The following is a 14,954-nucleotide window of genomic DNA, read 5'->3' on the forward strand; positions in this document are numbered from 1 at the left end:
ATATGTAGTGAAATTGTCAGTCTTCTTCCGTGACGTTGATTTCGGCCACACGGCCAACCTGGCCGTCTTCGAGGCGGACTTTAATGCCGCGGGAATGAAAGGGGGCGGAAGTGAGGATATCCTGCACGATGCCGTAGGTGCGTTTGCCGGTACGCTGGTCTTTTTTGAGGATGATCGCTACTTCCAGGCCTGGGTAAATATCGTTTCGGTTACGTCCGTGCATAGTTGAAAAAATTAGAAAAGAGTCAACCGCAAAGTTAACTCTTTTCTGAAAAACTATTTGCTGATGAAGAGCTGCCGGAGCTGATCTATCAGGACGCCGTTGCCGGAGACGCTGATGTTGTTGATTTTTTCCGCGATTTTCTCCACGTATTCCATTTCTTTCAATTTGAACAGCATGGGGTTGTCTTCCATCAGTTTGGCCGTGTTGAGCAGGCTCCGGGTGCTGGCGGTTTCTTCTCTTCTCATGATGATATTGGCCTGTGCTTTTTTCTCGGCCACCAGTACCTGGTTCATGATGTCTTTCACATCGCCCGGCAGGATGATATCCCGGATGCCGAAGCTGGTCACCGTGATGCCCAGCGCTGCCGCGCTGTTGCCGACGGCGTCGAGCACGAAGGCGGACAGGGAGTCTTTTTTCTCCATCAGTTCATCGAAGCCGAGGCCGGCGATATATTCCCGCAGTGCCAGCTGGAAAAGGACGTAGAGCTGTTTTTCATAATCCTTATTGGCCAGCAGTGCTTTTTCGATATCGTCAGTCCGGTACTGTGCCCAGGCGTTGAGCCGCAGCGCCGCTTTGTCTTTGGTCAGGATTTCCTGTCCGTTGATCTCCAGCTGGCGCTGTCTCATATCTATTTTGCTGACGAGGATGGGGATATCGTTCTTCCACCAGTAGTAAGTACCGTGAGAGAGGGTAATCTCATATTTGCCATCGATCAGGAGCACCGCTTTTTCGTAGTTTTCTACGGTGGTGGACCTTACGAAGGGCGCTACCAGTTTATGGTTCAGCGTGGCGCGGTCAATTTTCTCCGTGATGTTCACTTTGCTGAGGTCCGCTCTGACGAAGGTGTATTCGATCAGGTTTTTCCAGAAAGTATATCTTCCGGTGGTGAGGACTTGTTTCAGCAAACCGTTTTCGTACAGCAGTACGATTTCTGTTTCTTTTACGTCGACGACGTGCAGGGCATCGGCCAGTGCTGCATCCTGCAGGAGGATGTTCAGTTCTACCGGTGCGGTGAAAGCGGTATTGATGTTATACACTTTCACTTCTTCGCCGAACAGCCAGTGGCTGCCGGCTTTCAGCATACGCAGGTATACGCCTCTTTTGAAGACGAGTCCTATTTCGTACGCATTGATGATGACCCTTTTCATTTTTTTCTGTTTTTGGGTGGATGAAATAATAAAGCCAGGAGTATGTGACTATCCCGTTTTCACGGAAACAACTTTCACTGCGTGTGTGCGTATCTGTTATGGCGGAAGGAAGGTAACTAAGAGATACGGACCACGCGCAGGTATACAGCTGTTTGCTGGTGTCCACCGGATTGCTGTTGCGCCCTTTTGACGCGGTAGCACAGGCATATAGCCCTGACTTTATGAATGAGCACCTTTTATGGAAGATGTGCGCTTCCCGAGGATTTTTAGTCCTTTGCCGACCATTGGCTTGCCCCTTGCGGGGTGGGAATCGAACCCTTTTTTGTGTTTCTATTGCTCTACCGGATGAGCTACTGGTCTTAAAGACCAGAGAGGATTCGAACCTCTTACCCATAGATGAAATACAGGGCACAGTGTATGTGGCAACAGCATACAACCGGTTACTACCGTTGCACTGCGGGGCTTTATGAAACCCTCACCTGGTTTGCATACATAACTATTCCTGCTTCTCTGACTGAGAAGAACTTGTGGCTTATAGCCTGGTGTGAATGGCAGGATTCGAACCTGCTAAGCCCGGAGGCGATGGTTTTACAGACCATTGCGATACACCGTCATCGCAGCACTCACATAGGGGTAAAGGCGGGAATCGAACCCTGATCCTCCGATCCACAATCGGGTGTTCTGCCGTTGAACTACCTTACCCGTTTGTTTTTTGGGGCAACAAAAAAACCGGTCCTCTTTTACGACGACCGGTTTCAGATTACTTTTCACGGGATGAAACGTGAGGGGTACTACCGATGTCGTTGTCGTTTTGGGGTATAGGAATGCTTACTGCCTTGTGGCTGTATGCTAAAATGAATGTGATATATCGTTAAGTGACGCATGTTTTTAAAAATTAAAAAAGCCCCGCAATCTCTTGCAGGGCTTGTGTTATATCGAATTCGTTGATTTAACTATTCTGTAGCATAACATGCCCCGCAACCCGTATAGCCTATGCGGCCTGACGCGCTAAATTTTTGTGTATGTGTATACTTTGGATGCATGTTTATGATTTTTTTAACAATGCAAAGATGAAGAAAATATTTTAATATCTCCAAAATATTTTTTTAGTCCTGATAAGAAGCAGTTGTTTTTATTTCGTGAAAATACTTTGTGAGTAATGGTTTCGTATTTTCTTTTAAAATTTGTTTATGATAACGTTGACGGTTATACGTATATGTCCGGTGTGTCTAATGTCGATAATAACAAATTGCGGGTCAATGAAAAAGGGAGAGATTCCACCTGTTGTTACCTGTCTTGTATAACAGGGTCCCAGGTACACCACGCTGTGAAATAATAATATATATTATTTTAACATTTGTAATTATTTGTAAATTAAAATTTATAATAGCAAAAATTATGTGAATAAACCACTGTCCCCTCTTTCACTGCATCCGTTTTTCCCTTAAATTTATACTACGTTTTTAACCCGAAAATTTTAACCAATGTACATCTACAGAACACTCCATCATCCGGAAGGATGGAAAGGTCTGGCCGAATTTGAAATCCGGGACAACCAGATCTTCACTACTGTTCATCATGCCAGCGGTACCCATACACAGCCCTGGTTTGAAATTACCAACGACAAGGTTTATCCGACGGTGTATCACCCCAACGGACGCAGTTCTTTCCCTTGGTTTGAAATCAATGGAAGCAGCCTGAAAACGTCGATAAACCATCCGAAAGGGGTACAGGGATTGCCCTGGTATAAGATACAGTAGGTGTCCTAAAGCATAAGAGGTGCTAAGGGCACCTCTTATTCTATTACGTCGTCGAGCTTGAGATAGATCTTCAAAAGGGCATCTTCTGAAATATCAATGCCTCTGCGTTGCAGCCCTAGTATCCTTTCTCCATAAAACAGGTTAATCAGTTCTTTTTTATAATCATTTTCGCCATGATGGAAAGCCCTATGGCAATTGGGACATAACGCAATGATATTTTCTGGAACATCAATGCTATAAGGGAAATTATCCTGCATAGCCATTGGTAGGAAATGATGCGCTTCAACAAATTGATGTTTGTTCTTCTTGGAGATGAAGGTGGTGTGCGTGGAATCTACCTCGCATCTATATTGTGCACGTCTCAACGCCTCTGAGGAAATACTGGGATCTCTTTGCCACTTTGTTGGCGCCCGCGGTATTTTAGATGACCGTGAAATTGGTCCGTCAGAAAGTTGAGCAGGAGTAGCGGTTTGTATGGCTAGCTGGAAATCTGCTTCTGTGGGCATGACTTTGTGGAGAATATCTGTACCAACTTCCTCTTTCATGGTTTGATAGAGGTTCGTCATCTGGTGAAGGTCGTTTAACAACATTTGATCGCTGGGCATTTCATCAATGTAGTACACTTTGTGAAAGATCGTTCCATAGATATAGCCTCTCGTTCGTGTTCTTTCCGCTATTAGGCCTAGCTCGCTTGATGAGAATGAAGTCAACGTGTCGTATTGATTTCTGAGCGCCTGTTGAAGTTTTAGAATAGCTTTTCTACCTTGCTGTGGATAATCGTAATATTTTTCAAACTGTGTCCATCCTATTAATAATGTTAGGTAAAACTTGGTCATTTCAGGATCAAACAAATAAACAATATAATACCCTCTTTCGGGTGAATGTGTGATAGCTTGATCTAGGATACACAAGTTGGGCACTTCTGTCATATTACCTTTTCCCACGGAACCTTTGAAAAGGTATTGAGTAGCGGGCAAACCTGACATTTGCTGCAGTAGCGCAGGCAGTTCTTCCGTCATTATTTTAGTAGAACGAAGATGTCCGTAATTTTTATCTGCGGAGTTCTTAACACTATTTTTCTCTCCAGGATAGATATCGATGAATTCTGAGAATAGTTCTTTTAACATGATCCAGGGGTTCTCTTCAATATTACAAAATATTGTCTATACTGATTGCAGTTTATGCTGCTGCTGCCAGTCAAACAAAAAGCGCAGGTACTACTTATACCCCGCCGCCTGCAACTCAAACAACTCCGCATACTTCCCTCTTTGCTCCAGCAGCTCTTCATGGCTCCCTATCTCCGCCAGCTGTCCTTTCTCCAGCACCAGTATCCGGTTGGCCATGCGTACGGTAGAGAACCGGTGAGATATCAATACTGCGGTCCTGTCGCGGGTAAGGTCTGCGAAGCGGAGGAACACGTTGTATTCCGCCCGGGCGTCCAGGGCGGAGGTGGGTTCATCGAGGATCAGCAGCTGTGCGTCTTTCATATAGGCGCGGGCGAGCGCTATCTTCTGCCATTCGCCGCCGGAGAGATCGATGCCCTGGTTGAAGCGGCGGCCCAGCATCTGTTCGTAGCCGAGTGGCATTTTTTCGATGAGGGGTTCAGCGAGGCTTTGCCGCGCAGCATCCTGTATGAGCTGATGGTCATGGCTGTGAGTGATATTACCGACGGCAATGTTCTGGGCGACGGTCATCTGATACCGCTGATAGTCCTGGAAGATAACGCCTACCTGCGTACGTAGTTCTGAAAGGTCGTATTCCCGGAGGTCTACGCCATCGAGGAGGATACGGCCTTCCACAGGATCGTAGAGGCGTGCCAGCAGCTTCACCAGCGTGGTCTTCCCGGCGCCGTTCTCTCCTACCAGCGCCAGTTTTTCGCCGGCGTGCAGGGTGAAGTTCAGGTGACGGATAGCCCATTTGTCGGAGTTGTGGTATTTGAAGCCTACATTTTCGAAGGTAAAGCCCTGGCGGATAGGATGGGGAAAACGTTTTGGATGCTGCGGTGAGCGCATCTGTGGCTGTATCTCGAAGAAGTCGAAGAGGTCTTTGAGGTACATGGCGCCTTGTGTTACGCTGGAGAAGCGGATCAGGATGCCCTGGAAGGTGGTGCGCAGCTGCCGGAAGGAGCCGGCGAGGAAGGCGAGGCTACCGATGGTCAGCACGCCGTTGACGGTTTGCAGGATGATGATCACATACGCGGCGTAGTAGCCGGCGCTGCCCAGCAGGGCGAACAGGGTACCCCAGACGGCATGACGGGATTCGAGGTTCTTTTTATCGTTGTAGAACTTATCGGAGATCACGCGGAAGCGCTGGATGAGAAAATTGGAGAGATCGAAGACTTTCACTTCTTTGGCGGTTTCGTCGCTGGCGCCGAGGTAACGGATATAGTCCAGTTCCCGGCGGTCGGATGTCTGCCCCCAGGTAAGGCGGTAATGCAGGTGGTTGAAATGCGATTCGTTCAGGAACGCCGGGATAACGGCAACGAGCAGCAGCAGTATCAGCCATGGGTTGAAGACAATCAGGCCGGCGGCCAGAAAGCCCATGGTAATGAGATCCTGCACCTGGCTGAATACCTGCGACAGCAGGATAGTACGGCCTATTGTCTGTTGCCGGGCACGTTCCAGCTTGTCATAAAATTCCGAATCTTCAAACTGGTCAAGGTCCAGCGAAGCGGCATGCTCCATAATTTTAACGGATGTATGGTTGGCCACCAGATCGCCCAACAGGCTGTCAATGAGTGTAATGGCCCTGCTGAGCCCATCGGAGAGGATAGCCAGCCCGAACTCCAGGGCCACCAGCTGCCACAGGTGTTGTGTGCCATGGTGGGCATGGTCTTTACTGATCAATACCACCTCGTCGATAATGAGTTTGCCTACATACAACAGGGAAAGCGGCATGGCTGACTGGGCAATACGCAGCAGTCCGTTGGTGATGGTTAAGCCGCGGTTGGTCTGCCATACCATCCTGAAAAAGGCAGGGATATTACGAAGGGCGGCCAGTCTTTCCTGAAAAGTCAGTTTATCTTCCGCAGCCCTTGTTCGTTTCTTGTGCGTTGTGCCATACTTATTCATGGTATTAATTTACGGAAAAATGCCATGCGAAACCGGTGACCAATTCCCTATATTTGCCCCTGAGAATGCAAAATCTGATCTACATGGTAGTACTTGTTCTTGTTGCGGCCGCGGCCGTTGTGTTGGTGGCAGGCGCGGTAACCGCCATTAATCTGCAGTCCGCACAGTGGGCTTCTTCCGAAGATTAATTACCTGCTTACTTTTTGTAATCGCCGCCCTCTAATAGGGGGATGCGGCTTTTTGCTGCGTCATATCAGCATATATAGTATTTAGACCTACGATGAACTACACGGCTGTACAGCATAAACGCAACCTGCTGACTTATTTGGGAGAAAAGGAATGGCTGATCATGTTCCTTTGGTTTGGACTGGCTTTTATTGGTGCTATTACGGAAATATCCCGGGGTAATATCAATAACTTCCTCATTTTCAAGAACGTATTCTTTCATCTCATACATCAGCAACCACTTTATATCGAGTATCCGCAGGAATACTACGATGTGAACCTGTATGGACCGGTATTCAGCCTTGTCATCGCGCCTTTCGCCGGACTGGAAACGAAAGTCGGCGCCATGTTATGGGCAATGGCCGGCGCCGGTGTATTGTATTATGCTATTCGCCAGCTGCCGCTCAACAGGATACAGCAAAACATTATCCTGCTGCTCTGTACCCAGGAACTGATGGGCGCCAGCGGATGGTTCCAGATGAACCAGTTCATCGGCGCCTTTATTATCCTGACTTTCGCCAGTATTGTAAAAGGGAAGGATATGATGGCGGCATTCCTGATAGTACTGGGAACGCTGACGAAGATTTACGGCGTTGTGGGACTGGCATTCTTCTTTTTCAGCAGCAACCCAAGACGGTTGATTGGCGGCTTGTTCCTTTGGGGAGCTATCCTGTTTGCTGCACCTATGCTGCTTTCCAGCCCACAGTATGTTATTAACTGTTATTTTGAATGGTATGCCGCCCTGGTGCACAAGAATACGCTGAACGAGGCTACCACCACCATCTTCCAGAATATATCCGCCGGAGGCTTTATCCAGCGCGTGCTCCACCTGCCTGCGCTGAATCATAATTATGTGCTGGTCCCTGCAGTATTGATTTTCCTGGCACAATACATCCGGCTGCCCTATCGCTATAATTCCCGCTACCGGCTGTATATGCTCTGTTCCGTGCTAATGTTCCCGGTATTATTCAGCAGCAGCTCAGAATCACCAACTTACATTATTGCTATACCGGCTATCTGTATCTGGTATGTGATGCAGCCTATCACCCGCGCGACCAATATCTTCCTGTTTTTCGCCATCCTGCTGGTGAGCTTCTCCCATTCAGACCTCGTCACACCGTGGGTACGGAAAAACGTTGCTGTGCCCTATGCGCTGAAAGCCCTGCCCTGCCTTGTACTGTGGCTGATGATCGCATGGGAAATTCTTACCAAACAGTTCCTGAAGAAGCTGGAAAAGCCGGAAGCAGCTGCTCCTGTACTGGAACCCGCCGGGCAACTTTAAGTCTCCATCCGGAAAACGGCGTTTACCATGTCCGTTTTCCGGCTGCTTTTTTAAAAACTGATTCCCTGCCTCCGCTTCCACTCGAGCCTCCGCCTCCATTCAAGCCTCCACTTCCACTCAAGCTTCCGCCTCCACTCAAGCCTCCGCTTCCACTCGAGCTTCCACCTTCACTCGAACCTCCGCTGTTACTCAATCCTCTGCTTTTACCCGAACCTCCGCCCCCACTCAATCCTCCGCTTTCACTCGGGCCTCCCCCGCCCCGTTTCTACCTCTCCTCCCTCTCTACAATAACCTGCCATTCACAAAAAAAGTGCTTGAAAAGTTGTTCCGACCGCGTATATTAGCTTGCTAAAAGGATTTAGTTATGAATATGGGATTTAGGATCGGTGGCGCACTGGCCTTGTCGGCCCTGATGCTGCAAGGCACGCAGGTGTCAGCACAGGCCAAAAAGGCTAAAGCCGCTGAAGGTTTCATCGAAAGCAGCGCGGTAGCGGCGGTAGACCCTTACATTGGCTCCGGCGGCCATGGCCACGTATTTGTAGGCGCCAGCGTGCCTTATGGCGCGGTACAGGTAGGCCCTACCAATATCGTAAAGGGCTGGGACTGGTGCTCCGGCTACCACTACTCTGACAGCGTTGTCATCGGTTTCTCTCAGATGCACCTGAGCGGCACCGGCATCGGCGACCTCGGCGACGTGCTGATCATGCCCTACACCGGAAAAATCCGTACTAACCGCGGTACCCAGGAAAATCCTACATCCGGCTATGGCTCCCACTATTCACATGCCCGCGAACAAGCCAGACCCGGCTACTACCGGGTAAAACTGGACGACTACAACATCGACGTGGAACTCACTGCCGCTGAAAGAGTGGCGCTGCATAAATACACCTTCCCGAAAAACGAACCAGCCAACATTATCATCGACCTGAAGGAAGGTATCGGCTGGGACGCTCCGGTGGAAACATTCATCCGCAAAGTAGACGACTATACCCTCGAAGGTTACCGCTACTCCAAAGGATGGGCGGAAGACCAGCGCGTATGGTTCACCATTAAATCCAATGTGCCGGTAAAACAATTCCAGGTATTCGAAGGAGATACAAAACAGGAAGGCGTCTCCCTGAAAGGAAAAGCTGTAAAAGGCGTGATCTCCTTTGCAAAATCACCGGGACAGGTCATGCTGAAAGTGGGTATCTCCCCTGTCAGCAGCGCCAACGCACTGGCTAACATCAACGCGGAAATGCCAGGCTGGAACTTCACCCGGGTGGTGAACAGCGCCAACGCCAAGTGGGACAAGGAACTGTCTAAAGTAGACATCCAGACAAAAGACGATGCGGCCCGCCGTGTATTCTACACCGCCCTCTATCACACGATGATAGATCCTGCCCTCTTCAACGATCACGACGGCAGCTACCGCGGCACCGATAAAAAAGTATATCCCAACCCGGGCTTCGATAACTATTCCGTTTTCTCCCTGTGGGATATCTACCGCTCTGCTGCGCCGCTGAGCACCATCCTGCATCCGGAAAAAGTGAACAGCTTCGTAAACTCCATGATCACCATACACAAACAACAGGGCAAACTGCCGGTATGGCCGCTCATGGGCAGCGAAACCAACTGTATGGTAGGATATCATGGCGTACCCCCTATCGTGGACGCCTATCTGAAAGGATTCACCGGCTTTAACGCTGAAGATGCCTTCGAAGCCATGAAAGCCACTTCCATGCGCGACGACCTCGGCGTGAAATACGTAAAAGAAAGAGGTTACATCCCTGCGGATAAAGAATACGAATCTGTGTCCAAAGCCCTCGAATACGCGATCGACGACTGGTGTATCGCTGCCATGGCTAAAAAAATGGGCAAACAGGAAGACTACGAATACTATAAAAAACGTGCTGCCTACTATAAAAACTACTTCGACAGCACCATTAAATTTGTACGGCCGCGCATAAGCGACGGCAGCTTCAAAACACCTTACGATCCGTTCAACTCCATCCATGAGAAAGGCGACTTCACAGAAGGCAACGGCTGGCAATACACCTGGCTGGTACCGCAGGACGTGGAAGGACTGATCAGCCTGATGGGCGGCGATGAAGCTTTCACCCGCAAACTGGACAGCCTCTTTACGGCCAAAGGCGATATGGGCGCGCAGGCATCCAACGATATCTCCGGCCTGATCGGCATGTACGCGCATGGTAATGAACCCAGCCATCACGTTACCTACATGTACGCTTTTGCAGGTAACCAGTGGAAAACCGCGGAGAAAGTAAGACAGGTGATGAAAGACTTTTACTTCGATCAGCCGGAAGGCCTGGCAGGCAATGAAGATTGCGGCGCGATGTCCTCATGGTATGTGTTCTCCTCGCTGGGCTTCTACCCGGTAAACCCCGCCAATGGCGTGTATGTACTGGGCAGCCCGCTGTTCGATAAGGCAACGGTAAAACTGGAAGGCGGTAAGACCTTCACAGTACAAACGATCAACAATAGCAAGGAAAATATCTATATCCAAAACGTTACCATTAACGGTAAGCCATATACGAAGAGCTTTATCACCCACCAGGACCTCCTAAAAGGCGGTACCATGGTAGTGACAATGGGTAACAAACCGAATGTCAATTTTGGTAAGGCAGTAGCAGACAGGCCTGCCAACGAGTTGTAAATTTTGTCATGTGAAAATTTGGGTATTTAGGAATTTAGCTATTAAAAACAAGCCGAAACAACATGGCACTAAATAGCTAAATACCTAATACCCAAATTTCTAAATTTACACGCTTTCTCCCAGTACCCTTAGTACTTCAGGCGTCATATCCCCGAAAATAGAGACCCCCGCGGCGCCATTGTCTATGGCCAGTTTCACCGCTTCGCGCAGATCATTGTAGTTATTATTGAAGTCAGGCAGGAATAAGCCTGCATACAATGGAAACGCTCCATGCAGGGTTTTAACGCCTTCTGCTACCGCATCCCCTATCCAGGTGATGTTTTCCCAGTAAAACCCATGATAGATCATCGGCATAACGGCGTTCAGCGGCCAGTTGGTCCAATCCTGCCGCACAATGCGTTTGGCTATCTCCGGTGTGGGAAATACCGCGGCGGAAATAGGCTTTTTATGTTGTTGGGCTACCTGTGCCAGGTTCTTTACCACGTTGGTAATCCGGTCATAGCGGAACTTCCGCCAGGAAGGACTTTGGTCCGGATGCGCTATCTCCAGCGGATCCTTGCCATATGCGGTTTTATAAGCACTGCGGCAATCGTTGCAGTAACAGAAATCGTATTCCGGCAGTTCTTTCGACTGATCAATACCATATTTACTCCAAAGGTTCACCGGCAGAATAACATCGCAAAAACGAACATAGTCGAGGTGGATACCATCTACATAATTCTTAGACAATGCCTGTTCCACCTGCGATTTCAGATAGTTGATCACTTCCGGTTTGCTGGGACACAACCAGCGGTAGTAGTCCACATACGGCGGATGGTCGGAGCAGGACTCGCCCTTGCGGTTCACCGCATACCATTCCGGATGACTGGCCAGCAGCTCTTTTTCGCCCCGGTTCATGGTCCACATCCAGCGATGCGCCTTTATGCCGGCAGCTTTGGCCGCCCTGAAATGTACTTCGCTGTCCGCTTCAAAGAAGAGGTCCGTAATGCCTGCTTTACGATACGTGGCATAACGTTTTGCCAGATCGGCTGCTTTCTCCCTGGGATCCGGATTGATCCAGACACGGTGCTGTACACCTGTTTTTTCCATGGACTGCGGCTTCTCTGCGGTGCCCGCCAGCGCGGGCAGCGACGGTTTTGCTAATGCCAGCCCGCTGAGTCCCAATGCTTTGATGAAATTACGTTTATTCATAAGCGTTATTTTCTTTTCGTGTTGCTGTAGATACGGCCTTCCTGGTTAATGTAAACAGTTCCCTCCAGTTTGCCGCCCTGTACGGAGGCGGTGAACTGCGAACTGATGCCTTCCAGCTGCAGCGAGTAGGTAACACCATCGGCAGCGGTTTGTTTGGCAGGCAGGTTCAGCTCCCGCAGGTTGGCGGCAAATTTACCGTGCCGCTCCCGGTACCGCACCTGCTCATCAAATACATGCCACAACAGGCGTTTGGCGGGTTCGGCAACCGGCATCCGGAAGGGAGCGGTGGCTTCATGGGTGGGCTGTGTGCTGAACTGCAGGTATCCCCATCTCTCAGGGGCATGCATATTGATGATTTCCTGCGGAGACCATACCCAGTTGTTTTCCGGCTTCTTCCGCTTTACATACCGACCGTCTTTGATATCAGTGTCCCACTCTACCCGGGAGAAATTGATACGCCAGGTGCTGCCATCAGACGGGCGGCGCGCATCGTTGAAGAAACGCAGCGCATGAAACGGGATCGCCATTTCCACGGTCCACTCCTGGTCTTTGTCACCGGGCTGGTTGAGGGTGCCGTTGATATGAACGGCGGTCTTCAGCCCTTTAGTATCCCAGTTGAGCAACGCGTTGCCACCATGACGATACGGCTTGTTCATAAACAAATCCATCATGGTATTAAAGGCGTTGATTTCCAGTTCAAAATATTGATGTGTATCGCCATCAGGATCTATGAACACTTCAAAGTCATTATCCTGAAATATAATCGCATCGTGGTCTTTAAGGGTAGCCCATATGTGAGGCTCCTCCATCACGGCGGCAATGTAGAGATATTGGTCGTCCCACATCATTTTTACGCGGCTGCGAAGCGGTGGCACCGGTTTCACAGCTCCTTCAATATCAGTAAAATCCTCCGTCCAGGGTACCTGTCCCCACGCTTTTTCCGACAGCCGGCCGTCAATGGCCACACTGTCAGCAGTACGGTAACATACATAGTGGCGGGGCGTACCGGCAAAGGGTTTGAAGGCTTCCGAAAAAGTCTGAGCGGAAACGTTTTTTACCCCGGCGCAAACTGCGATAACTCCAATAATAACAATAGCAAAAACGTGGGCGGCTGGTTTGCGCGCCTCATAGCATGAACTTCCCATTTCTCTTATAGCTCCAAAATTAATTTAGCAATCCAATTCCTAAAATTCGGGACTCAAGATAAATAATAGTTCGCGCAATATGTACATTATCTCTTTTCCTGACGGCATTCAGACAAACAAAAAAGCCTGACTGGAAAGGAGTCCCAATCAGGCTTTTAAGACATCTTAAAAAGGTACTACCATATTCTGACGCGTGCACTGTCCGGTCTCCACATGCCATCGCCTTCTTTCAGGTTATACACTTTGTAAAAAGCGTCTACATCGCTGAAAGGTCCGATCACCCTGAATTTGGCAGGGGAATGCACATCGGTCAGCACTCTTCTCGCCAGGTCTTCTTTTTTGGTGTGGCTGAGCCAACCGAGGGAATAGCCCATGAAGTAGCGCTGTGCTGGGGAATAACCGGCGATAGGTTGGTTCTTTTTAAACTGTTCTGTTTTCTGGAACGCGTCCCAGCCGAGGAGGATACCGCCAAGGTCTGCGATATTTTCGCCGAGGGTGGCTTTACCGTTGATATGCAGGGAATCTACTACTACGTAGGAGTTGAACTGGTTGATCATCACGGCTGCACGTTGATTGAATTTCGCTTCGTCTTCTTTGGTCCACCAGTTTTTCAGGTTGCCGTCTGCGTCAAACTGACGGCCTTCATCGTCGAAGCCGTGGGTAATTTCATGACCGATGGTGGAGGCCCCGGCATAACCGTATACCAGTGCGTCGTCCAGCTCTTCGTCACGTTTGCCGGGCACGGTGAAGATACCGGCAGGCAGCACAATTTCGTTGTTGCTGGGGTTATAGTAGGCGTTATAGGTCTGCGGTGTCATGTCCCATTCGGTGCGGTCTACCGGTTTGCCCAGTTTGTTGACCTGGTAGTTATGCCACCATTGCTGTGCGGCTCTGGCATTTGCTGCATAAGACTGGTCTTTGATGGCCATTGTGGAGAAGTCTTTCCACTTGTCCGGATAACCCACTTTTTTTGTGATCTTAGACAATTTGTACAGCGCTTTCTGTTTGGTGCTGTCGCTCATCCAGGTAAGGTTTTCGATGCGTGTTTTCAGCGCGCCGCGGATATCTTCCACCAGGTTCTCGTATCTCTTTTTAGCGGTGGCGTTGAAGAACTCTTTCACGAACAGCTGGCCGAGGGCCTCGCCCATAGCGCGTTCTTCAGCATCGAGCACCCGTTTCCAGCGTGGTTTTTGTTTCTCCTGGCCTTTCAGCAGGGTGCCGTAGAAGGCAAAGTCGGTGGCGGCAATGTCATCGCTGAGCATGGAAGCGCTGCTGTTGATCAGGTGCCATTTCAGGTATTGCTTCCAGGTGTCCAGCGGCTGTGATTTCACTGCGTTGCTGAGAGCGGTATAGAATTCCGGTTGACCCACAATAATCGTATCTGCGTGACTGTTAATACCTTGTTGTTTGATAAAGGCGGCCCAGTCAATATTACCGGCTATTTTGTTCAGCTGGGTGACGGCCATTTTATGATAGTTGGCTTCGGGATCACGCAGGTCCGCCAGTTTGCGGCTGGACTTCGCCAGGATGGTTTCCAGTTGTACGACGCTGGCGGCGGCAGCTTTGGCGGCAATGCTGTCCATACCGGTGAACTGCAGCATTTTGGCGATGTGCGCGGGATACGCCTGTCTTATTTTGGTAGTGCGTTCGTCGGTATTGAAATAGTAATCGCGGTTGGGTAAACCAAGGCCGCCCTGGTAGAACTGCAGCGCCATGGCTTCACTGTTTTTGGCATCCTGTGCGATGTAGGGGCTGCACATGGCGCCGGTGAAGATGTTTTGCTGTGCGGCGAGGGCTACCAGTTCCCCGGTGTTGGTAACGGCATCGATGGCTTTCAGATCGGCCTCGATAGGTTTAATGCCGGCGGCGTTGAGTGCTACGGAGTCCATCCCGCTTTTCCAGAAAGCGGCGATTTTACGGGAGATATCATCGCCCGGTTTTTCGACAGCCTGCTCGTTGATGAGCCGGAGACGTTTATACAGTTCTTCCTGCACCAGATTGCCGATGCCCCAGGAGCTGTACTCTGCAGGGATAGGATTACGTTTGATCCATCCGCCGTTGACATAGTCAAAATAATCTTGTGCGGGGTTGACGGTGCTGTCTACGTTGGCAGCCAGGATGTCGGGAGTGGCTTGTTGCTGATCGGCCGTCGACTGTCCCTGGTTGCAGGCGGCCATGCATGCCATGCCGGCAATGCTGACGCCTGTGAGCAGGTATTTCCTCATAAGTGTTCATTGGTTTAAGGCCGGAAAG

Annotated in this window: 10 protein-coding genes and 2 tRNA genes; 3 read left to right on the forward strand and 9 right to left on the reverse strand. The window is 49.8% G+C overall.

Annotation, left to right across the window (positions count from 1 at the left end; all coding sequences use genetic code 11):
• Positions 1-16: 16 nt before the first annotated feature.
• From HF324_RS01645 to HF324_RS01660, 4 genes are all read right to left on the reverse strand, one after another.
• The gene (locus HF324_RS01645; RefSeq protein ID WP_078669488.1) at positions 17-223 is read right to left on the reverse strand and encodes a YwbE family protein; all 207 of its coding nucleotides are present in this window, start codon (positions 221-223) and stop codon (positions 17-19) included.
• A gap of 53 nt (positions 224-276) precedes the next feature.
• On the reverse strand, positions 277-1,371 hold the full coding sequence (locus HF324_RS01650; RefSeq protein ID WP_168861813.1) for a slipin family protein: 1,095 nt from the start codon (positions 1,369-1,371) through the stop codon (positions 277-279).
• Between the two features lie 540 nt (positions 1,372-1,911).
• A tRNA-Tyr gene (locus tag HF324_RS01655) sits at positions 1,912-1,998 on the reverse strand.
• A gap of 3 nt (positions 1,999-2,001) precedes the next feature.
• Positions 2,002-2,074: transfer RNA gene (locus tag HF324_RS01660), tRNA-His, on the reverse strand.
• 781 nt (positions 2,075-2,855) lie between these two features.
• Here HF324_RS01660 and HF324_RS01665 point away from each other — a divergent pair.
• Positions 2,856-3,131, forward strand: a complete 276-nt coding sequence (locus tag HF324_RS01665) for a hypothetical protein (protein ID WP_168808841.1) — start codon at positions 2,856-2,858, stop codon at positions 3,129-3,131.
• Between the two features lie 35 nt (positions 3,132-3,166).
• On the opposite strand, the gene HF324_RS01670 is transcribed toward HF324_RS01665, so the two are convergent.
• On the reverse strand, positions 3,167-4,258 hold the full coding sequence (locus tag HF324_RS01670; RefSeq protein WP_168808843.1) for an MrcB family domain-containing protein: 1,092 nt from the start codon (positions 4,256-4,258) through the stop codon (positions 3,167-3,169).
• Between the two features lie 90 nt (positions 4,259-4,348).
• Positions 4,349-6,202 carry an ABC transporter ATP-binding protein gene (locus tag HF324_RS01675; RefSeq protein WP_168808845.1) on the reverse strand — a complete coding sequence of 618 codons (1,854 nt, stop codon included), beginning with the start codon at positions 6,200-6,202 and terminating at the stop codon, positions 4,349-4,351.
• 280 nt (positions 6,203-6,482) lie between these two features.
• Here HF324_RS01675 and HF324_RS01680 point away from each other — a divergent pair, with 280 nt between their 5' ends.
• Both HF324_RS01680 and HF324_RS01685 read left to right on the forward strand, forming a co-directional pair.
• Positions 6,483-7,709: a glycosyltransferase family 87 protein gene (locus HF324_RS01680; protein ID WP_168808847.1), complete on the forward strand. Its 1,227-nt coding sequence runs from the start codon at positions 6,483-6,485 to the stop codon at positions 7,707-7,709.
• Between the two features lie 364 nt (positions 7,710-8,073).
• Positions 8,074-10,365, forward strand: a complete 2,292-nt coding sequence (locus HF324_RS01685; RefSeq protein ID WP_168861814.1) for a GH92 family glycosyl hydrolase — start codon at positions 8,074-8,076, stop codon at positions 10,363-10,365.
• A gap of 105 nt (positions 10,366-10,470) precedes the next feature.
• On the opposite strand, the gene HF324_RS01690 is transcribed toward HF324_RS01685, so the two are convergent.
• From HF324_RS01690 to HF324_RS01700, 3 genes are all read right to left on the reverse strand, one after another.
• Positions 10,471-11,556: a family 10 glycosylhydrolase gene (locus HF324_RS01690; protein ID WP_168861815.1), complete on the reverse strand. Its 1,086-nt coding sequence runs from the start codon at positions 11,554-11,556 to the stop codon at positions 10,471-10,473.
• 5 nt (positions 11,557-11,561) lie between these two features.
• The gene (locus HF324_RS01695; protein ID WP_168861816.1) at positions 11,562-12,701 is read right to left on the reverse strand and encodes a carbohydrate-binding family 9-like protein; all 1,140 of its coding nucleotides are present in this window, start codon (positions 12,699-12,701) and stop codon (positions 11,562-11,564) included.
• A 176-nt stretch (positions 12,702-12,877) separates the two neighbouring features.
• On the reverse strand, positions 12,878-14,926 hold the full coding sequence (locus tag HF324_RS01700; RefSeq protein WP_168861817.1) for a M13 family metallopeptidase: 2,049 nt from the start codon (positions 14,924-14,926) through the stop codon (positions 12,878-12,880).
• Positions 14,927-14,954: the final 28 nt, after the last annotated feature.

The organism is Chitinophaga oryzae, assembly GCF_012516375.2.
GTDB lineage: Bacteria > Bacteroidota > Bacteroidia > Chitinophagales > Chitinophagaceae > Chitinophaga > Chitinophaga oryzae.